Source organism: Rhodopila sp. (genome assembly GCF_965277165.1).
In the GTDB taxonomy this organism is placed as follows: Bacteria; Pseudomonadota; Alphaproteobacteria; order Acetobacterales; family Acetobacteraceae; genus Rhodopila.
Genome location: NZ_CBDICE010000006.1, coordinates 2,018,610 through 2,038,430 on the forward strand (window position 1 = coordinate 2,018,610; position 19,821 = coordinate 2,038,430).

The 19,821-nt window shown below is 67.8% G+C and carries 17 protein-coding genes; 8 read left to right on the forward strand and 9 right to left on the reverse strand.

Going from position 1 to position 19,821, the window contains the following annotated elements:
* The first annotated feature begins 34 nt into the window (after nucleotides 1–34).
* Nucleotides 35–1,228 (forward strand): ring-opening amidohydrolase, encoded by a 1,194-nt coding sequence (locus ACQY4Y_RS21475; RefSeq protein WP_428492608.1) that lies wholly within the window; start codon nucleotides 35–37, stop codon nucleotides 1,226–1,228.
* A gap of 71 nt (nucleotides 1,229–1,299) precedes the next feature.
* Here the strand turns inward: ACQY4Y_RS21475 and ACQY4Y_RS21480 are convergent, their stop codons facing one another.
* Complete coding sequence (locus ACQY4Y_RS21480) at nucleotides 1,300–2,934, reverse strand: long-chain-fatty-acid--CoA ligase (protein WP_428492609.1); 1,635 nt, start codon at nucleotides 2,932–2,934, stop codon at nucleotides 1,300–1,302.
* Nucleotides 2,935–3,058: 124 nt separating this feature from the next.
* On the opposite strand from ACQY4Y_RS21480, the gene ACQY4Y_RS21485 reads away from it, so the two are divergent.
* The gene (locus ACQY4Y_RS21485; protein ID WP_428492610.1) at nucleotides 3,059–5,191 is read left to right on the forward strand and encodes a CoA transferase; all 2,133 of its coding nucleotides are present in this window, start codon (nucleotides 3,059–3,061) and stop codon (nucleotides 5,189–5,191) included.
* Here the strand turns inward: ACQY4Y_RS21485 and ACQY4Y_RS21490 are convergent, their stop codons facing one another.
* Nucleotides 5,192–6,109 carry an enoyl-CoA hydratase/isomerase family protein gene (locus ACQY4Y_RS21490; RefSeq protein ID WP_428492611.1) on the reverse strand — a complete coding sequence of 306 codons (918 nt, stop codon included), beginning with the start codon at nucleotides 6,107–6,109 and terminating at the stop codon, nucleotides 5,192–5,194.
* A gap of 285 nt (nucleotides 6,110–6,394) precedes the next feature.
* Between ACQY4Y_RS21490 and ACQY4Y_RS21495 the strand changes: the two genes are divergently transcribed.
* Nucleotides 6,395–7,666, forward strand: a complete 1,272-nt coding sequence (locus ACQY4Y_RS21495; protein ID WP_428492612.1) for an ATP-grasp domain-containing protein — start codon at nucleotides 6,395–6,397, stop codon at nucleotides 7,664–7,666.
* 75 nt (nucleotides 7,667–7,741) lie between these two features.
* Here the strand turns inward: ACQY4Y_RS21495 and ACQY4Y_RS21500 are convergent, their stop codons facing one another.
* The 3 genes from ACQY4Y_RS21500 to ACQY4Y_RS21510 all read right to left on the reverse strand — a co-directional run bounded on the left by ACQY4Y_RS21500 (nucleotide 7,742) and on the right by ACQY4Y_RS21510 (nucleotide 10,905).
* A complete protein-coding gene (locus tag ACQY4Y_RS21500) occupies nucleotides 7,742–9,502 on the reverse strand; it encodes an ATP-binding protein (RefSeq protein WP_428492613.1) in 1,761 nt (586 codons plus the stop codon).
* A gap of 315 nt (nucleotides 9,503–9,817) precedes the next feature.
* Nucleotides 9,818–10,732: a tyrosine recombinase gene (locus ACQY4Y_RS21505; protein ID WP_428493691.1), complete on the reverse strand. Its 915-nt coding sequence runs from the start codon at nucleotides 10,730–10,732 to the stop codon at nucleotides 9,818–9,820.
* Between the two features lie 29 nt (nucleotides 10,733–10,761).
* A complete protein-coding gene (locus ACQY4Y_RS21510) occupies nucleotides 10,762–10,905 on the reverse strand; it encodes a hypothetical protein (RefSeq protein WP_428492614.1) in 144 nt (47 codons plus the stop codon).
* Nucleotides 10,906–11,120: 215 nt separating this feature from the next.
* On the opposite strand from ACQY4Y_RS21510, the gene aroB reads away from it, so the two are divergent.
* Nucleotides 11,121–12,800, forward strand: a complete 1,680-nt coding sequence (gene aroB, locus ACQY4Y_RS21515) for a 3-dehydroquinate synthase (protein WP_428492615.1) — start codon at nucleotides 11,121–11,123, stop codon at nucleotides 12,798–12,800.
* Between the two features lie 3 nt (nucleotides 12,801–12,803).
* Here the strand turns inward: aroB and ACQY4Y_RS21520 are convergent, their stop codons facing one another.
* Together ACQY4Y_RS21520 and ACQY4Y_RS21525 are read right to left on the reverse strand one after the other, a co-directional pair.
* A complete protein-coding gene (locus ACQY4Y_RS21520; RefSeq protein WP_428492616.1) occupies nucleotides 12,804–13,787 on the reverse strand; it encodes an amidohydrolase family protein in 984 nt (327 codons plus the stop codon).
* A 29-nt stretch (nucleotides 13,788–13,816) separates the two neighbouring features.
* Entirely contained in the window at nucleotides 13,817–14,530 is a 714-nt protein-coding gene (locus tag ACQY4Y_RS21525) for an SDR family NAD(P)-dependent oxidoreductase (protein ID WP_428492617.1), read from the reverse strand.
* A 126-nt stretch (nucleotides 14,531–14,656) separates the two neighbouring features.
* On the opposite strand from ACQY4Y_RS21525, the gene ACQY4Y_RS21530 reads away from it, so the two are divergent.
* Entirely contained in the window at nucleotides 14,657–15,559 is a 903-nt protein-coding gene (locus tag ACQY4Y_RS21530) for a LysR family transcriptional regulator (RefSeq protein WP_428492618.1), read from the forward strand.
* A 279-nt stretch (nucleotides 15,560–15,838) separates the two neighbouring features.
* Nucleotides 15,839–16,036: a hypothetical protein gene (locus ACQY4Y_RS21535; RefSeq protein WP_428492619.1), complete on the forward strand. Its 198-nt coding sequence runs from the start codon at nucleotides 15,839–15,841 to the stop codon at nucleotides 16,034–16,036.
* A 152-nt stretch (nucleotides 16,037–16,188) separates the two neighbouring features.
* Here ACQY4Y_RS21535 and ACQY4Y_RS21540 read toward each other — a convergent pair whose 3' ends face one another.
* Nucleotides 16,189–16,479 carry a cupin domain-containing protein gene (locus ACQY4Y_RS21540; protein WP_428492620.1) on the reverse strand — a complete coding sequence of 97 codons (291 nt, stop codon included), beginning with the start codon at nucleotides 16,477–16,479 and terminating at the stop codon, nucleotides 16,189–16,191.
* Nucleotides 16,480–16,714: 235 nt separating this feature from the next.
* On the opposite strand from ACQY4Y_RS21540, the gene ACQY4Y_RS21545 reads away from it, so the two are divergent.
* Nucleotides 16,715–17,047: a DMT family transporter gene (locus ACQY4Y_RS21545; protein WP_428492621.1), complete on the forward strand. Its 333-nt coding sequence runs from the start codon at nucleotides 16,715–16,717 to the stop codon at nucleotides 17,045–17,047.
* 54 nt (nucleotides 17,048–17,101) lie between these two features.
* Here the strand turns inward: ACQY4Y_RS21545 and ACQY4Y_RS21550 are convergent, their stop codons facing one another.
* Nucleotides 17,102–17,881, reverse strand: coding sequence for a hypothetical protein (locus tag ACQY4Y_RS21550; RefSeq protein WP_428492622.1), 780 nt, complete (start codon nucleotides 17,879–17,881; stop codon nucleotides 17,102–17,104).
* A 550-nt stretch (nucleotides 17,882–18,431) separates the two neighbouring features.
* Here ACQY4Y_RS21550 and ACQY4Y_RS21555 point away from each other — a divergent pair.
* Nucleotides 18,432–19,742 carry a sigma 54-interacting transcriptional regulator gene (locus ACQY4Y_RS21555; protein ID WP_428492623.1) on the forward strand — a complete coding sequence of 437 codons (1,311 nt, stop codon included), beginning with the start codon at nucleotides 18,432–18,434 and terminating at the stop codon, nucleotides 19,740–19,742.
* Nucleotides 19,743–19,821: the final 79 nt, after the last annotated feature.

Here is a 19,821-nt window from a genome sequence, read left to right on the forward strand (position 1 = left end):
GCCTACAACAGACAGAGACCACGGGGACGATAGCATGAGACGCTGCGAAGTATTCCGCCTACCCACCGCCCACCCCGCCGACGTCGGCGCCCTGCTCGCCTTGATCGGGTCCGGCCGCATCCGCGCCCACGACATCCGCGCCATCCTGGGCAAGACCGAGGGCAACGGCTGCGTCAACGACTTCACCCGAGCCTATGCCCTCAGCGCCCTGCGCACTGCGCTGTCCGATCCGCTGGCTTGCCACCCAGACCACGTCGGCGACCGCATCGCCATGGTGATGTCCGGCGGCACCGAAGGCGGCTTGTCGCCGCATTTGCTCGTCTTCACCGAAACCGAATCCGCGCCCGTCGCCCACCCAGCCGGGACCCTCGCGACAGCCAAAAGCCCAACCGGCAAACCCCCAACCGGCAAACCCCCAATTGGCAAAAGCCTGGCGATCGGCAAAGCCGCCACCCGCGCGCTAAGGCCCGAGGAAATCGGCCGCATCTCCCAGATCAAGGCCACCGCCGAGGCCGTCACGACCGCCATGACGCAAGCCGACATCACCCGCGGCGAAGATGTTCATTACGTTCAAGTAAAATGTCCGCTGTTGACCGCTGAACGCGTCGCGCAAGCCGCCGCCCGAGGCCACACCGTGGCAACCGCCGACGCCTACAAGTCGATGGCCGTCTCGCGCGGCGCTTCCGCCCTCGGCGTCGCCCTGGCACTGAAGGAAATCAGCCCCGACGCACTCGACGACACCGCCGTCTGCCGCCGCCTCGACCTGTGGTCCGGCCGAGCCAGCGCCTCAGCCGGGATCGAACTGATGCACAACGAGGTCATCGTGCTGGGCAACAGCCCGTCCTGGGCCAGCGATGCCGTCATCGCCCACCGGGTCATGCGCGACGCGATCGATCTGCCCGCCGCGTCGGCCGCGCTGGCCGATGCAGGCCTCGCCGTCAGCGATCTGGCCGTCACCGGTCAACTCGACCAGCAGGCCGCCGACCACCTCCTGGCGGTGCTGGCGAAAGCCGATCCCGCCACCAGCGGCCAGATCCGAGGCGCCCGCCACATCATGCTGGACGACAGCGACATCAACGCCACCCGCCACGCCCGCGCCCTGGTCGGCGGCGTGCTCGCCGGCCTGACCGGGCGAACCGACCTGTTCGTGTCCGGGGGCGCCGAACACCAAGGCCCCGACGGCGGCGGACCGATCGCGGTAATCGTCAGACGCCAGGTCAGCCGCTGACCGCCCCCGCCACCGACCGCCTTACCCACCGGCCGCCTCACCCGCTGAGCGCTTCACCCAAAGACAATGCCTCACCCGCTGACCGCCAGATGCCCATGATAGCGCGCCCGCAACTCGGTCTTCAGCAGCTTGCCGGTGGCGGTATGCGGCAGGCTATCGACAAACACCACGTCCTCCGGCAGCCACCACTTCGCGATCCGCGCCGCCAGGAACGCCAGGATCGACTCCCGGTTCGGCTCACACCCCGGCTTCGGCTGGACCAGCAGCAGCGGACGCTCCTGCCAGACCGGATGATGCACCGCGATCACCGCCGCCTCGAACACGTCAGGATGCGAAACCGCCAGGTTCTCGATCTCGATCGAGGAAATCCACTCCCCGCCCGACTTGATCACGTCCTTCAGCCGGTCGGTCAGCCGCACGTAGCCGTCGGCGTCGATCGTCGCCACATCCCCGGTGGCGAACCAGCCATCCGCATCGACGACCTGCCCGCCCTCACCCTTGAAGTAGCCCGATATCACCCAGTTGCCGCGCACCATCAGTTCGCCGACGGATCGACCATCATGCGGCAGCCGCCCGCCGGCGGCATCGGCCAGTTTCACCTCCACCCCGCACACCTGGCGTCCCTGCATCACCTGCATATCGATCATTTCCTCGGCGCTGGCCCCCTGGTGCTTGCCCAGCGGCGATCCGACCGTCACCAGAGGACTGGTCTCCGTCATCCCCCAGGCGTGCATCAGATACACCCCAAGCATGTCGCGGAACCGCTCGATCATGCTGCGCGGCACCGCCGTGCCGCCGGAGAACACCCGTTTCAACCGCAACCGCTCCAACTCCGCCTGCCGCGGCTCCACCCAGGCCAGGAAATTCAGCCACACCGTCGGAATGCCGCCCGCCGCCGTGCAGCCCTCCTGGCGCAGCAGCAGATAAATGCTCTCCGGATCGAGCCGAGGCCCCGGCAACACCATCTTGGCACCGCTCAGAGCCGCCGAGAACGGCACCCCCCAGGCGTTGGCGTGAAACAACGGCACCACCATCAGGATCGAGTCCCTGGCGGTGAAAGCGAACGCATCCGCCGCGCACGCGGCGAACGCATGCAGCACGGTGGACCGATGACTGTACAGCACGCCCTTCGGATTGCCCGTCGTGCCGGACGTATAGCACAGCGTGGACGCAGCGTTCTCATCGAACGCCGGCCACGCGTAATCCTCTGCCGCGGCGCCCAGGATGTCCTCGTAGCACAGCAGATTGTCCACCTTCACCGCCGGCATCGCGGCCGCGTCGCACAGCACCACCCAGCCCCGCACCAGCGGCAAATGCGGCGCCAATTGCTCGACCAGCGGCACGAACGCCGGATCGAAGAACACGTAGCCATCCTCGGCATGATTGATGATGTAGCGGATCTGGTCGGCGAACAGCCGCGGATTGACCGTGTGCAGGACCCGCCCGCTGCCGGTAACCCCGTAGTAAAGCTCCAGATGGCGATAACTGTTCCAGGCCAACGTTGCGACCGGTTGGCCGAACTGCACACCCAGCGTCTGCAACCCGTGCGCCAGACGCTTCGCCCGCCGCGCGATCTCGGTGTAATTGCTCCGATGGATGTTGCCCTCGGGATCGCGCGACACGATCTCGGTGCCACCGTGCCAACCGGCGGCGTAATCGATCAAGCTGGAAACAAGCAGCGGGCGGCTTTGCATCAGGCCAAGCATTGCATTAGCTCCCGGACTTTATCTGTTGAACTCCCTGTTCCGATATCGTGCGAACAAACCGCCGATTTGTAAAATCAAACGTCTGCCTGCATCGTCCGCTGCCTGTCGGTCGGGACGCCTTGCGATGATGCTGCTCAACGGGTTTCGAGTGCTGCAGATAGGACCCGGCCTGGCCGCCGCCGTGTGCGCCCGCCTGCTGGCCGATGTCGGCGCCACAATCACCCGCATCGATCCCGACACCGCAACCCCACTCGCCCTTCACCTCAACCGCGATCCCATCGACGACGACGCGTCAGCCGCCGCCGATCTGATCGTCTGCCAGGGCAGCCCAGCCACCCTGCGCCGCACCGGGCGCGACATCGAAAGCCTGCGCCGCCGCAACGCCCGCGCCGCCATCGTACTGATCTCGCCGTTCGGCCAGACCGGGCCGCAAGCCGAGCAACCAGCCACCGACCTGACGCTGATGTTCGAAAGCGGCATCGCCCGCATGCTGACCGGCCAGCTCATCGACCTGAATGAACCGCCGATGCGTCCGGTGGGGGAGCAGTCCGCCTTCATCGGCGGCCTCGCCGCCGCCTGTGCCGGCATGCACGCCGCGCTCGGCAACCCGGCCCAGGATGAAACCCGCGACCCCGGCCCGGTGATCGACGTCTCCATCCACGAAGCGCTGGCGACACTGGCAATAACCGAACTGACCCGAGCCGGCCAAACGGGCAAAAGCCCCCCCGATAAAAGCCTCACCGACAAAAGTCCCCCCGGCAAAAGTCCCCCCGGCAAAAGCCCCCCCGGCAAAAGCTGGTCGCGCCAACGCGTGGCCGACGGCAACGGCGCAACCGTCTGCATCCTGCCCGCCAGCGATGGCTACACCGCGATCTCGCCACGAGAACACCACCAATGGACCGCGTGGCTGAACGTGATGGGCCAGCCTGCGTGGGGAAGTGAACCGCGCTTCGCCACCCGCCAGGACCGCGTGGCCAACTGGGACACCCTGTACGCCCTGATGTCGGACTGGAGCCGGAACAAACCCAGGCAGTGGATCGCCGCCACCGCGCAGGCCGCCCACGTCCCCAGCTTCGCCTTGTGCGAACCCGCCGAACATCTGGCATCGGAACAACTCCGCCATCGCGGTTTCTTCCACGCCGCCACATTGTCCGGACAGAAGGTGCAAGTGCCCGGCTCGCCATTCGGCCTGCACCTCACCCCCGCTCGCCCCGCCGGCCCCCCCAACCCCGGACCGCTGCCGCTATCGGGCGTGCGCGTGCTCGACTTCAGTTGGGTGATCGCCGGACCCACCGCGACGCGCTACCTGGCCGCGATGGGCGCCGAGGTAATCAAGATCGAGGCCCCCGCCGGCGATCCCGCCCGCGCCTCCGAGCTACACACCGTGCTCGGCCAGGCCAAGCAGTCGGTCGTGCTGAACCTGAAACAGCCCGAGGCGATCGCGGTCGCCAAAGCCCTCGCCGCCCAGGCTGACGTGCTGGTGGAGAATTTTGCCACCGGCGTGATGGACCGCCTCGGCCTGGGCGCCGAGACCTTGCGCGCCATCAACCCCGGACTGATCTACGTCTCCGCCTCCGGCCTGGGCCGCGACGGCCCGGAAGCGCACGCGGTCGCCTATGGAACGTTACTTCAATGTTACGCTGGTTTCGCCGGCCTGAACCGCCACGAGGGCCTGCCGCCACGCGTCGGCATGGCGTGGCTGGATCCGATGTGCGGCCTGATGCTGGCGTTCATCACCGCCGCCAGCCTGTGGCGGCGCCAACGCGGCGCCGTGGCGCGGGTCGATTTCTCGATGCTGGAGGCAATGCTCTGGACCATGGCCGACCCGCTGCTGTCGGAACAACTGCACACCGACCCGCCGCCGCCGTCATCCGCGGTCTATCGCGCCGCGGGCCCCGACGATTGGCTCGCCGTCGACCCCGCGCCGAAAACCCGGCCCAACGGACCGGACGCAGCCAAAGCCGCCACCGCACTCACCCAGGCCGGAACCGCCGCCGCCGCCCTGGCCCGCTCGACCGACCTGGTCGACAGCGAACACCTGCAAGCCCGAGGTTTCTGGGACCCTAACGCCACCGGCCTGCTGCCCGGCCTGCCGTGGCGCGCGTCTTTCGGCCGCGCCACCGGCCCGGCGCCCGCCCTCGGCGCCGATACCGACCCAGTGCTCAGGCGGATCCTCGGACTATCGCCCGACCAGATCCGCCACCTGCGCGACGTCGGGGCCCTGGAGCAGGGTCGGGCTGGAACTGGTCTCGGCTGATCAAAACTCCCCACTCCGATAAGCCTCGTCCAACCGACGCGCCTCCTCCTCCGACGGCTCCGGCCACGCCTCGCCACGCTTGCGCAACGTCCCGCTGAACTTCGGCGCCCGCTTCTCGTTGAACGCGGTGCGCCCCTCCTCGCCATCCATCGTGGTCTGGATCAACAGCGAGTTCATCAGATTCTGCACATGCCACGCCTGATCATCCGGCAGGTTGCCGAACCGGACGACAAACTCCTTCATCATCCGCACCGCCGCCGGCGGCAGCGTAACGATCTGGCGCGCCAACTGCTCAGCCCGGGCCATCAATTGCGAGTGGGGAACGACCTCGTTGACCAGCCCGACCCGCAACGCCTCGGCCGCATCGAACGCCTCGTCCGTCAACAGGATCTTCATCGCGTCAATGTAACGAAGTTGCTTGACCAGCATGCTCGCCCCCGGACCGTTGCCCAGCCACCCTTGGGTCAGCAACGAGAACTTGAAGCGCGCATTCTCCGCGCTGGCAATGCGGATATCGGTCGAGGTCAGCAGCATGTACAGCCCCGCCCCCGCCGCCCAGCCGTTGATCGCCGCGATCACCGGCTTCCACACCCGGGGATAGTGGTCGCCCATCCGCCCGTCCACCCCGGTCTTCTGGCCATGCACCGTGCCCGCCAACGGCCAGTAGATCCGCTGGGTGCGAAGATACTCGCGATCCTCCGCGCTCAGATCGGGGCGCGGCGCCAGATTGTGCCCGCCACAGAAATGCCGCTCCCCCGAACCCGTGACGATAGCGCAGCGAATCGCCCGATCCTCCCACAGATCGACCCAAGCCGCCGAGATCGCGTCCGAGGTCTGCTTGTCCAGGATATTGGCCTTCGCCGGATTGTTCAGGGTGATGTAGGCGACCCCGTCCCTTTTCTCATACTCGATCGGCATCCGTGATCCCCCTCGCCCTGCCCCCAGCCACATCGTTATCCAACCGCATCACCCACCTCGCCGCCGGCGCCCCAGCATCCACCCCGGCATCCGCGCCCCAGCATCCACCCGGCATCGACCACGCCGCCGGCGGCCAACCCCGATGTTGGCACGCCCACCGGCAAGGCACCAATTTCGCCGCCCCCTCGCGCCCCGCCCCGATCACGCCGGGAAAGGTTTCATTAAGCTTTCGCTGCGACCATGCGGGCCGCACGCCAAGTCGAAAATCCCCAGGGTGACAAAACCATGCCGCTGATCGACCAGACCCTGCCCGCGCTCAGCGACACGCTGGTCCCGCCGATCGTGCGCGGCACCGCCGATCTCACCAGCTTCGCCTACCAGGGCAACGACCACGACGCGCTGATGCAGCGGATCGAGACCAGCACCGCGCCCAACCCGGCCCTCGCCCGCCAGGCCGCCCAGACCTACGACGCCGCCATCGCCCTGCAACTCGGCTTCCGCCGCGCCGAGGGCCTGAACCTGCAAGACACCGCTCTCGACGCCAGCCCGCTCTGGCGCGTCGGCGGCGCTCCCCAAGGCGCTCCCCGGGACGCGTTGCGGCTGCTTGCCTTGGTCGGCCCCGGCGACCTGATGACCAACACCCCGCTGGATTTCCTCACCAACCACCTGAACGTCCGGCTCGACCTGCTGTATCTGCTGCCCGACCGCCCCCTGCCGGCGTCGATCCCCGACCACGACGCCGCCTTCTTCGCCCTGGGTGAGGCCGACCCCGCCACCCTTGCACGGCTCCGCCGCCTGTTCGCCGCCTGGCCGAGGCCAGTGCTGAACGACCCAAGCTTCCTGCCGGCGCTGGAACGCGACACCCTGTCCCGCTCGCTGGCCGGGATCGCCAGCATCGCCAGCCCGACCGCCGTCGCCACCTCCCGCGCCGCGCTACAGGCCCATCTCGACACCGGCTGCCCGATCCAAGGCTTCGACACACCAACCGGACCCTACCCCTGCCTGATCCGCCCGATCGGCTCGCACGCCGGCGCCGGCCTTTCGCGCGTCACCAACCCGGCCGAGCTGGCAAACTACCTGCGGTTCTGCTTCGACCGGCAGTTCTTCCTCACCGCATTCCACGACTACCAGGGCGCCGACGGCCTGTACCGCAAATCCCGCGTCGGCTTCATCGACCGCCAGCCGTTCCTCTGCCACATGGCGATCTCGCAACACTGGATGGTGCACTACCTCAACGCCGACATGACCGAATCCGCCGCCAAACGCGCCGAGGAAGCCGCCGCGATGGCCGAATTCGACCACGGCTTCGCCCGCCGCCACCAGGCCGCCTTCGCCGCCCTGCACGAACGCCTCGGCTTCGATTTCTATTCGATCGACTGCGCCGAGACCCCAGACGGCCGCCTTTTGGTGTTCGAGGCCGATGCCGCCGCCATCATCCACCTGATGGACCCGCCCAACCTGTTCCCCTACAAACAGCCGCAGATGCGCAAGGTGTTCGCCGCCTTCGAAGCCATGCTCCGCCGCCGCGCCGCCGCACCCCGGGCCGCCGCGGCATAGCGCGCGATCGGTGTTGGTGGCATCACCAAAACGGTGAATCGCCCCCTACAACAATAAGCAAAGCCCCGGCTCGCCTCACCCCCGCCCGATCGCCTCCCGGATCGCCCGCGCCAGATCAGCCTGCTGATACGGCTTCGAAAGCAACCCGAGATCCGCCGCTGCCGCACCCCGCTCCCCCGGACCATGCCCCGCGGTGTAGCCCGAGGTCAGCAGCGCCTTCAGCCGAGGACGCGCCCGCCGCGCCTCGGCCACCAGCTCCACCCCGTTCATCCCCCCCGGCATCACCACATCCGTCAACAGCAGATCGATCGCCGGCGTGCCCGGCGCCGCCAGGATCTCCAGCGCCTCCGGCCCTGACCCGGCGATGATCGAGGCGTAGCCAAGATCCTCCAACTGCAGCGCCACAAGCTCGCGCACGTCGGCATCGTCCTCCACCACCAGGATCACCCCCGCACCCGTCTGCGCTGCCGGCGCGACCTCCGGTTCAGCCGCCTGCCCGGCAACCTCCGGCAGGTGGATGCCGATCCGCGTCCCCAGACCCGGCGCGCTGTCGATGCTCAGAAAGCCGCCCGACTGGCGCACGAACCCATAGACCTGGCTCAGCCCAAGCCCGGTCCCCTTGCCCGCCGGCTTGGTGGTGAAGAACGGCTCCGTCGCCCGCTCCGCCACCTCCGGCGCCATGCCCGACCCGGTATCGGCCACCTCCGCCACCACATAGCGGCCGGCCTGGGCATCGGCATGCCGCGCCGCGCCGCGCGCATCCAGCACAAGCTGCCGGCTGAACACCGTCAACGTGCCGCCGTCCGGCATCGCGTCCCGCGCATTGACCACCAGATTGAGCAGCGCCGAACTGAACTGCGCCGGATCGACCTCGCAGGCGCCGACCGCCGGATCCAGCGCGAACTCCACCGCCACCGACTCGTTCAGCATGCGGGTCGCCAGCACATCCAGCTCGCGGATCATGTCATTGATCAACCGCCGCTCCGGCCGCAACGTCTGGCGCCGGGCAAACGCCAGCAGCCGGCTGGTCAACTGAGCCCCCCGCGTCGCCCCCTTATGCGCCGTCGCCACCAGCCGAGACAGCCGCTCGTCCGCCGCCACCGCCCGCCCCAGCAACTCCAGGTTGCCCATGATCACCAGCAGCAGATTGTTGAAATCGTGCGCCACGCCGCCGGTCAACTGCCCGACCGCCTCCATCTTCTGCGCCTGCCGCAGCGCGTCCTCGGCCTGACGGCGTTCGGCGACCTCGGCGCTGACCCGCTGCTCCAGGGTCTCGTTGATCTGGCGCAACGCGTCCTCGGCCCGCCGCCGCTCCAGCGCCAGCCCGAGCAGGTTGGCCACCGCCTGCAGAAAGTCGATGTCGTGGTCGTCGAACGCACCCGCCGCCTCGCTATCGGCCTCCAGCACGCCGAACGGCTGCCCATCACCCAGCAGAATCACGTTTAGCGCGCGCTTGACCCCATGGTCCAACAGCAGGTCCGGCGTGGTGAATCGTTCCTCACCCGGTAAATGGTTGGAGATCACCGGCTTGCCGGTATGCAGCGCATACCCCGCCGGCGAGCTCATTTCCGCGCCGATCTTGACCTGCCCGACCACGCCTTCGTGCCAGCCCACGCCGGCCCGAACCAGCAAACGGTTCTCCCCGGGCAGATATTCCAGCACCTTGCAGAACCGCACCTGCATGCCGACGGCGGTCATCCGCGTGGCCTCGTCAAGCAGGCTGTCGAAGCTGACCGAGCCCAGCGCGCGGCGGCCGAATTCAGCCAGCAGCGCCTGCTGGTGCAGCCTGGCCTCCAGGGCGTCGCGGCTGGCGGCCGGCGGGGGTTGTTGGGTCACAATTCAGCACCGCGGTTCATGCAATTGTCCAGGATGGTAACGTTGGGTGTTCAGATACACCCGACCTAAGCGCCAGGAACCCGCTCCGGTTGCGTCCGCTTCGCCACCGGTCGTCCGCCGCCGGCACGCCGATCCGATCGCCGTCCCGGAAGCGCCCGTAACCGCGCCAGGACCCCATCGCCCAACGCCGTCCGCCCAACAAGCCGACCCGACCGGCCAGCCTCGCTTCGTCGGTGTGGCCCGGCCGCAGCCGCAGGCCAACCGACCGCCGAAGCCGGCCCGGGCTTGACGCCGGCCATCCCGACGCAACCCCAATCAGCCATCGGAGCGCACCGCGTCCGCGGCCGCGACACCACCCGACAGCGGATGGTGCTCCTCCACCACCCGGCGTAGCCGCTCGGCCTGGATATGGGTGTAAATCTGCACCGTCGCGATATCGGCATGACCCAACAGCATCTGCAGGCTGCGCAGATCGGCCCCCCGCGCCAGCATGTGCGACGCGAAAGAGTGCCGCAGCACGTGCGGCGACACCCGGGCCGGATCCAGCCCGGCCCGCACCGCGATCTGCTTCAGCAACAGAAAGAACGCCTGCCGGGTCAGCGCCCGCCGCGGATCGCGTCCGGCAAACAGAAACCGGCTGTCCGCACCCGCCAGCGCCAGCAACGCGGCCGCCGCCTGCTTCGCCGCCGCCGACAGCGGCACCATCCGCTCCTTGCCGCCCTTGCCCTTGATGATCATCACCTCCGCGCCCGCACCCACCGCGGCCCGAGGCAGCGACAACAGCTCCGACACCCGCATCCCGGTCGCATACAGCAGTTCCAGCGCCGCCCGGCCCAGCACCCCCGGCCGCCCGGGCTTTTCCGCCGCCGCCGCCATCAGGCCATCAACCTCCGCCTCGGTCAGGAACTTCGGCAACGGCTTGGGCAGCCTCGGCGTATCCAGTTGGCTGGTCGGATCGTCGCCCCGCATCCCCTCCTTCAGCAGGAACAGGTGGAACTGGCGCAACGCCGACAACCGCCGTGCCGCGGTGCGCGCCGACAGGCCGCGAGCATGCAGCGAGGCCATATAGGACTGACAACAGCCCGCGTCCGCCGCCGCCGCGCGCTGCCCCCGTCCGGCCGCGAAGCTGGCGAAATCGTCCAGATCGTTGCTGTAGGACTGGATGGTGTTGCGCGCCGCCCCGCGCTCCACCGTCAGCATCTCCAGGAATGCATCGACCGCCGGGTCCATCGCCATCACTCAGGGTCCATCGCCATCACTCAGTGGGCGGTGAAGGTGTCGTTCGGCACCGTCTTCTCCACCGCCTGCTGGTGCGGCGCCGGCGGAAACGCACCCAGCATCAACACGCCCCCGGCGATGGCGACCAGGCCGGCCAGCACAACGAAAAAGAAAATCCGGATCATTCAGGCTCCTGCACGCGGACTCCCGACGCCGCCAGCCACGGCCGCTCAGGTTCGCGGCCATTCCACTCGGCCAGATCAAACCAACCCAACCCCACCCAGCCAAATCCCATCCGGCCAAATCCCACCCAGCCAAATCCCATCCGGCCAAATCCCATCCGGCCAAACCGAATCGCCCAATCGCCTGGTCCGCGACCGCTGTGCTAACGTCCGCCATCATGACACGCAACACCGCTCTGCGGGAGACGACACCGGTCCCCGACACCATCGCCGGGCGTAGCATCGTGCTGGTCGGATTGATGGGCGCCGGCAAGACCTCGATCGGGCGCCGCCTCGCCGCGCGTCTCAGCCTGCCGTTCCGCGACGCCGACCAGGAAATCGAACTGGCCGCCGGCTGCTCGATCCCCGAGTTGTTCGCCCGCTACGGCGAGGCCGCGTTCCGCGACGGCGAGCGGCGGGTGATCCGCCGCCTGCTGGCCGGCGATCCCATGGTCGTGGCATTCGGCGGCGGTGCCTTCATCGACGACCGCACCCGGGAAACCGCGCGAACCGACGCGCTCACCGTCTGGCTGCGCTGCTCGCTGCCCACCCTGGTCCGGCGGGTGGCGACGCGCGACAACCGGCCGCTGCTGAATGGCGTCAACCGCGAGGAAACCCTCCGCCGGCTGATGCAACAGCGCCACCCGATCTACGCCGAGGCCGACCTGATCGTCGATTGCGGCGACGAGCCACCCGACTTTACCACCGCTACCGTAATGACCGCGCTGGCGGCTTGGAAACCGCCGCGACGGCTGCACGTGGTGCTGCCCAGCACCAGCTACGACGTGGTCATCGGCGATCGCCTGCTGGCCCGTGCCGGCGCCTTGCTGGCACCCAGGCTGGCGCAGAAACGCGCGGTGATAATCACCGACCAGACCGTCGCCAATCTGCACCTGGCCACGCTGCTCGACGGCCTGGCGCAAACCGCGATCGCGGCCAGTTCCATCATCGTCAAGGGCGGCGAAGCGTCCAAGAGCATGGACAGCTACCTCGACGTCACCGACCAGTTGCTCGAAGCCCGCGTCGAGCGCCGCACCGCGGTGATCGCGCTGGGCGGTGGCGTCATCGGCGACCTCGCTGGCTTCGCCGCCGCAACCACCTTGCGCGGACTGCCGTTCATCCAGATTCCCACCACGCTGCTGGCGCAGGCTGATTCCTCGGTCGGCGGCAAGACCGGGGTCAACACCAGGCACGGCAAGAACCTGCTGGGCGCCTTCCACCAGCCGCAAATGGTGCTGGCCGATACCGCGACCCTGGCCACCCTGCCGCCGCGCGAACTCAAGGCCGGATACGCCGAGATCGCCAAGGCCGGCCTGATCGGCGACGCCGCCTTCTTCGCCTGGTGCGAACGCCACGGCCAGGCCGTGATCGACGGCGCGCCTGACGCCCAGGCCGAGGCGATCAAGCGCGCCTGCGCCTTCAAGGCCGCAATCGTCGGCGACGACGAACGCGAGGAAAAACCCAACGACGGCCGCGCCCTGCTCAACCTCGGACACACGTTCGGCCACGCGCTGGAGGCCGAGTATGGCTACGACGGCGGCCTGCTGCACGGCGAGGCCGTCGCCGTCGGCCTCGGCCTGGCCTTCAAACTCTCCGCCCGCCTGGGCCTGTGCCCGCCGGCCGACACCGAACGGGTGATCGCCCATGTCGCTGGCGTCGGCCTGCCGGCGGATCTGTCGATGCTGAACCGCCGGTTCTCCGCCCAGACCCTGATCGGCCACATGCGGCGCGACAAGAAGATGCGCGACGGGGCGCTGCACTTCGTGCTGGCCCGCGGCATCGGTCAGGCGTTCACCAGCGCAGACGTGCCCGGCGAGGCGGTACTCGACCTGCTGCGCGACGAGGGTTGCGCCGCATAGAGGCTAAATCCTTTCGACTGCTGTCAGCCGCTCCCAGTTTTCATGGGCGAAGGCGGCCTTGTCCGCGCTCTCCAGCCCAGATTCCGCCAGGAACCGCCGCGCGTCCCCGCCCGCCCGATACTGATAGGGGTAGTCGGTGGAGAACAGCAGCCGGTCCGTCCCGACGATGGCAGCGGCACGCGCCAGATAGTTGGGGCTGAACATGCCGCTGGCGGTGACATACAGGTTACGGCGCAGGTAGCTCGCGATCGGCTGCTCCAGGCCCGACACGCGGTCCATCGCCGCCAGACGCTCGGCATAGAACAGCACCACCTCGCCCCAGTGACCGAGAATTACCTGTAGGCCGGGCAGGCGATCGAATGTGCCTGAAAGCACCAAGCGGATGAACTGGATGCCGGCATCGTAGTGCCAGCCAAGGCCGTACATGGCGAAGGCTGCATCCACCTCCGGCGTGAACCCCGAGTAATAGGCCGACCGGACCGCCGGGGCAGGCGTGCGCGGATGGAGCAGGACTGGTACACCGAGCGTGGAGGCACTCTCGAAGACCGGCCTCAGGTCCGGGTGGTCGAGGTTACGGTCCCCGACCCGGCCGCACAGCATCGTTCCCTTGAAGCCGAGCGCCCGGACGCAGCGTTCCAGTTCCAGCGCCGCCTCGTCCGGCATCCCGACCGGCAAAGCGGCCAACGCCTGGAAGCGGTCCGGGCATCGGGCGGTGGCTTCCGCCACGGCATCGTTGGCGCGGCAGGCCAGATCGACGCTCACCCGTCCCAGGTCGTGCAACGCAGGCGTGGTGATCGACAGGACCTGAACATCGAGGCCGGTTTCGTCCATAAGGGCGAGCCGGTCGCCGGCAAGGTCAATTAGTCGCCGCTCGATCTCGCCGGAATGTACCGCGACGCTCGGGTCCGTCGCCGCCAGCCCAATCGCCTCCCAAGCGTCGCGCAGGTCTGCCGTCAGATAATGCTCCTCGATGCCGATCAGCTTCATGCGCGTCTTTCCGTCGTCGCCTGTCACGATCACCACGGCACGGTTTTGCCGTGGCGGTCGATGAAGCGCAGGCCCGGCGTCCCCTGTTGCGCGACAAGCGTGTCGACCAACCGCGGGATGGTTTCCCCGATGCTGAACGGCGCCTCCGGCCCGCCCAGCTCCGTGCGTATCCAGCCCGGCGCCATCAGCACCATCGCCCGCCGATCGTCGGCATGGCGGGCGGCGTAGCTCCGCATATATTGGTTCAGCGCGGCCTTGCTCCCTCGATAGACTTCGTGCCCGCCCTTCTCGTTGTTGGCGATGCTGCCCTGACCTGACGACATGACGCCGATCAGCCCGGCAGGACGCACCAAATCCTGCAACCCTTCCACGGCACGCATCACGCCGAGCGCGTTGGTGAGCATGACCCGCACGAACTCACCGGTAGAAATCTCCGCAATGGTTTCTGCCTGATCGTTGTTGGCAGTACCGGCATTGACGAACAGCATGTCGAAGGCGCTGCCCGAGAGCCGGTCGCGCAAGGCTGCGATTTTGTCGGGTTCCGTGATGTCGATCTGCTCGATCGTGACCTGATCGGGGTGGCCTTGGGCGAGGTCGTGTAGACCGGTCCATCCATCTTCGCGGACCGTGCCGACGACGTGCCAGCTCTTCTTCACGAACTCGGCCGCCATGGCCTGCCCGAGGCCGCGTGATGCACCGACCAGCAGGACGGTACGGGATTGCTGATCGAAATGGTTCGTCATGGCGTAGCCCTTTCGCTGCTCGTCTCAAATGTGGTCGCAGTGGTGGAAGGCGCCAGACGCACGAAACGCAAAATACGATTGCACCAAACGCTATGGCAGACGTGAGCGCGCGGCTATACCCTCCGTATGGCAACCACTGATCTGAATCTGCTTTTCGCCCTCGACGTGCTGCTAGCCGAACGCAGCGTCACGGCTGCGGCCAAGCGGCTTGGGCTAAGCCCATCCGCGACAAGCCGGACCTTGGCGCGGCTTCGATCCGCAACCGGCGATCCACTGCTGGTGCAAGCGGGGCGTTTGCTTGCACCGACGCCTTATGCGGAGCAACTGGCGAGCCGCGTCCATGCGCTCGCGCAGGAAGCGCAAGCGGTGCTGACGCCGGTCGCGGGCCACATAGACCCGGCCTTGTTGGAACGGACGTTCACGATCCGCGCCAACGAAGGGTTCGTGGCACTGTTTGCCCCCGCTCTTGTCGTAGGCATCATTGAGGCAGCGCCCGGCGTCCGCCTTCGCTTCGCCCCCAAGCCCAACAAGGATGCGACCCCGTTGCGTGATGGGGCGATCGACCTCGAAATCGGGACGACGGCCCCCTCCGCACCGGAGGTACGCCGCCAGCTTGTCTTCCGCGACCGCTTCGTCGGCGCGGTACGCCTGCACCACCCGCTGCTGGCGGAAACGATGACGCCGCAACTCTATGCTGCTTGCGGTCACGTTGTCGCGTCACGTCGGGGCATATGGAAGGGACCGGTAGATGACGCCTTGGCCGAGCTTGGTCTGCGGCGCGAGGTCGTCGCCATCGTACCGAGTTTTCTCGACGCGCTGAATATCGCGCGTCGTTCGGACTTGATCGCGCTTGTGCCGCGCTCCTGCATCCGCGGTGAGGACATGGTGGCGCAGGGGCTTCAAGCGTTCGACCTGCCCGTGCCGACGCCGGAACTGGCGATCAGCGCCATGTGGCATCCGCGCCTCGACGCCGATCCGGGCCACCGCTGGTTACGACAGAAGCTCGTAGCAATCTGCCAAGCAGCTTAGGCACACTTGGAGCACGGGATACGCCGGCTATGACCCGCCACTCCATAGCGATCGACAGGCAAAAAGCTCGGCAGACCGATTTCCAAATACCACCGATTTCGATACTGTGGAGCGGGACTACTACCGCCGCACCGGCATCTTCCGATCATGCACACCATCGTCGTCACCCGCGAGCCGGCGGCTCGGGAGCCGGATGTCGTCAAGGCGGTTTACCTGGGATTTTGCAAAGCCAATGACATGATGGCCTAACACATCGCCCAGGGCATGACCTTCAACAACATGGACACGATGATCCCCTGGCTGACCCGCCTGGTCACCCAGGACCGCGAACTGCTGGGCGAGGATTGGTGGCCCTATGGCATCGCCGCCAACCGGGACGCGATCGGTGCCGTGCCGCGCTACAATTACCAGCAGGGAATCACCCGGCGCCGCTTCAGCATCGAGGACATCTTTCTCCCCTACCTGCTTGACACCTGATCCCCTCGACACCTGACCCCGGGCCTCGCCGACATCCCCACCCAGCCGCACCGCTTCGTCTAGCGTGCCTCGACGGCGCGCCCCGCCGCACCAGCTCGCCCGACAATCCCGACGACGACGCCGATGATGGCGATCGTCCGGCAAAACCTGCCCTACTCCGCGGCAGCCGCCGATGACGGCGACCGGCGCGCCGCCAGGTAGCGCGCGCCATCCGCCCCGGTGTGCTCCTCATGCTGAGTGCCCGCCGCAACGGTGCAGCTGTCCCCTGGCCCGAAGGTCTCGCGCTGGTCACCGCGCACCAGCGTCAGGTGACCGTCCAGCACGAAAAGCCGAGCATCGAAGTCATGGGCGTGGGACTTGCGGTGCTCGTCCGGCTTGATCTCGCCGTCGCGGATGTCATACCCCTCGCGGCGGACCGCAGCCTCAAATTCAGCTCTGTTCATGGTGATGCTCCCTGTCGCACGAAACTCTAGTATCCGATCGCATAGAAGCGTGAGTCGCAACGCGGCCACGCTTCTATGCGTGAATCGGCTACTTCCAACTAAGACCGACGTATCGAGCGTCAACGATGCGCGATAGGCGGACGTATCGAATCTGGTCAAACCGCAACGCGCGCCCGATCCGCCAGCCCGCGCCCTGTCGCCACCGCCGGCACGTCGGCGGCGGACCGCGACCGGCATGACGCTTTACTGGACGGTCCTGGCGGCTGCCATCGTCACCAGTGTTCTCGGGCAGACGCTGCTGAAGGCCGCCGCCGGGTCGGCCGACTTCGTCTCGCAACTGTTCGATCCGCGCACCCTTGTCGGTCTCGGCTTGTACGGCGGAGCGGCGCTGCTCTATATCGTCGCACTGCGACGCATCCCGATGTCAGTGGCGCTGCCGTGCACCGCGAGCTCCTATGTCGCCGTCGCCCTGATCGGACACTACGGCTTCGCCGAACCGCTGGGAGCGTTGCAACTGGGCGCGATGGCGCTGATTTGCATCGGCGTGGTCATGCTGGCGCTGGCCTGAGCGCCGCCACCCCTCGCCGAACCGCAAAATTAGCCTGGCGCGAAGGCGCCCTGATCACCGTGGCGCGAAGGCGCCATAAATCTGATCCCGGGGAGCAAACGCGGCATAGGCCGGATCGCCCATCCCGGCGCCGGAACCGCGGCCGACCTCGGCGAAATCAGCGTATACCGGGCCCTCGCCCGCCGGCCGGAGCGGCTCGCTGTCCCGCCAGCGCGCCATCACCTCCTCCCGGTACGCCCGCCCCAGCGCAGCCGTCTCGGAATGATAAGCCGCGATTGCGCTCGGCCAATCCCTGCTCGCGGTATACAAAGCATTGAGGAATGCGGCCGCATATCCGGCATTTTCGCGCGGATCGAACGCCGCCCGCAGCGACGCGAACGCCCTTGGATGACACATCAGGTTGACCTGCAGACAGCCGACATCGATCGACCGCACGCCACGCCGCAACAACGCCCCGACGGCGGCGATGGCGTCCTGCCTGGTGGCAAAGAACTGGCCCCTGCCCTCGACGTTGATCGACCAAGGCCACGGCCGCAAGCGGCCCGTAACGGACCCGATCCGGCCGGTCTCGGTCAAGCTGATGGCACCCAACAACCCGTGCGGCAGGCGCGTGCGGGCTTCCGCGGCGGTGACCGCGGCTTCGCACAGAGCCGCCGGGTCCGCCATCTCGGGTCGGACCGCGGCCGCACCGGTTCTGCCCGGCCCGCCCAGGCCGGCGATCGCCACCCGTCCAATCACCGGCCTTCGCATCACCGGACGCCCAACCTCGGGGCGGGCCACGGGGCGGACCACGGGGCGGAATGACGGCGTCGCCGTCACCGCTACCCGGGCCACCCGCTCACCCGCAATCGCCCCGGCAGAAACCGCGTGGGTCGCGGCAACAATGAGGACAGCAGCAAGGCAGCCGGGAAAACGCATCGGCCACCATATACACGAAATTGTGCTCATCACATCCAGATTGATCGCACTACAATATCATATCAAATGTGAATCTGTTTCCCACCCACCCCGGCCGGCGTTCGATTGTCCCGCGGTGTGGCCCCGCAACCCGGACAACTCGCTTGCAAACCCCGCCGCACCATCGCGCCAAGGCGGCGGATAATCAGGGAACCGAACCCCGAGCGCCGCCGGACCACACCTCGCCGATCATCGGCCGGGCCGGGAACCCACCAAATTGGGAAGCCATGATGGCGTGATTGTCACGCTCCCCTTCTGATGATGCTGTGGCACGCGCTCGTGATCCCGTGTGCGAGAGGTTTACGATAACACGTCAGATGACGAAACAGCCATCGTCAGCCACTGCATACGGAAATGCCCCAGAATGTCCGAAAGCCGGCCGCTCTCAACGGACACACGCCGATCGCCGTGCGTTGAAGCGACCTCGATGCTGAGGGTCAGCGTCGACGACCTGGCCCGCGTGCCGGCACAGCGCCTCGCCCGCCTGCTGCTGGAACGCGCCGCCGAGGACCCGACCCTGCTGACCCGGCTGTACGAAACCGTCGATCCGCATCACCCCACTTCAGCCCACCCACCATCCTCTCACCCGCGATCAGGCCAGCTCTCCCCGCTAACCCAGCCCTCCCCGCTAACCCAGCCCTCCCCATCAAGCCGCCCAGAGCCAGCCCGCCCAGAGCCATCCCGCCGCAACCCCGCGGCAACCCCGACCCGACCCGCCATCGTCGGCGACAGCCCGGCGATGCGCCAGGTCGCCACCCTGCTCCGCCGGTTCGAACAAACCGACGAACCGGTCCTGATCAGCGGAGAAAGCGGCACCGGCAAGGAACTGCTGGCCCGCGCCATCCACGATGGCTCGCGTCGCGCCAACCGCCCGTTCGTGGCGCTGAACTGCGCCGCCATCCCGCCGGGACTGGTCGCTTCCGAACTGTTCGGCTACGAAAAAGGCGCCTTCACCGGCGCCGTCACCCGCGGCATCGGGCAGATCGAGCACGCCAACGGCGGCACCCTGTTCCTCGACGAAATCGGCGACATGCCGATCGACCTGCAGGGCCACCTGCTGCGCTTCCTGCAGGAACGTCAGATCAGGCGCGTCGGCGGCCGCGAAACCCTCAGCCTGGACGTGCGCATCGTCTCCGCCACCAACGTGCGCCTGGCCAACGCCATCGCCGCCGGACGCTTCCGTGAGGATCTGTTCTACCGGCTGAACGTGCTGGCGCTGCCGGTGCCGCCGCTGCGCGACCGCGCCGACGACATCGCCGCGCTGGCAAGCCATTTCCTGCGCCTGGCGACACGCGACTTCAACCGCCCGGTGTCCGGCTTCACCGCCGACGCGATGGCGGCGCTGCGCCGTCACCGTTGGCCCGGCAACGTGCGCGAACTGATGTCGGTGGTGCGCCGCGCGGTGGTGATCGGCGACGGACCGTTGATCGAGGCCACCACCCTGACCGGCCTGCAAGACCCCCCGGTCGCGATCGCCGGATCGGCCACCCCGAAACCAGGCTCCGCCGAGGAACGCGCCACCCTGCTGGCAACTCTCGACCGCACCGGAGAAAACATCACCTCCACCGCCGATGCGCTCAGCGTGTCGCGGGTCACCCTCTACCGCATGCTGCGCCGCCACCGAATCGAGCTGAAACGCGGCCTGGCCGGCCCACCGATCGTGCGCCGGCCCCAACACGGGCCCCCACACGGGCCCCAACACGGGCATGGGCACGCGCTCGGCAACGCGCACGGGTAGAACCACAGCCACGGCCGAACCACAGCCCGGCAGCCCACCACGCAAGCCGACCCGGGGGTCGCTCCGTCAGGCCCCTACC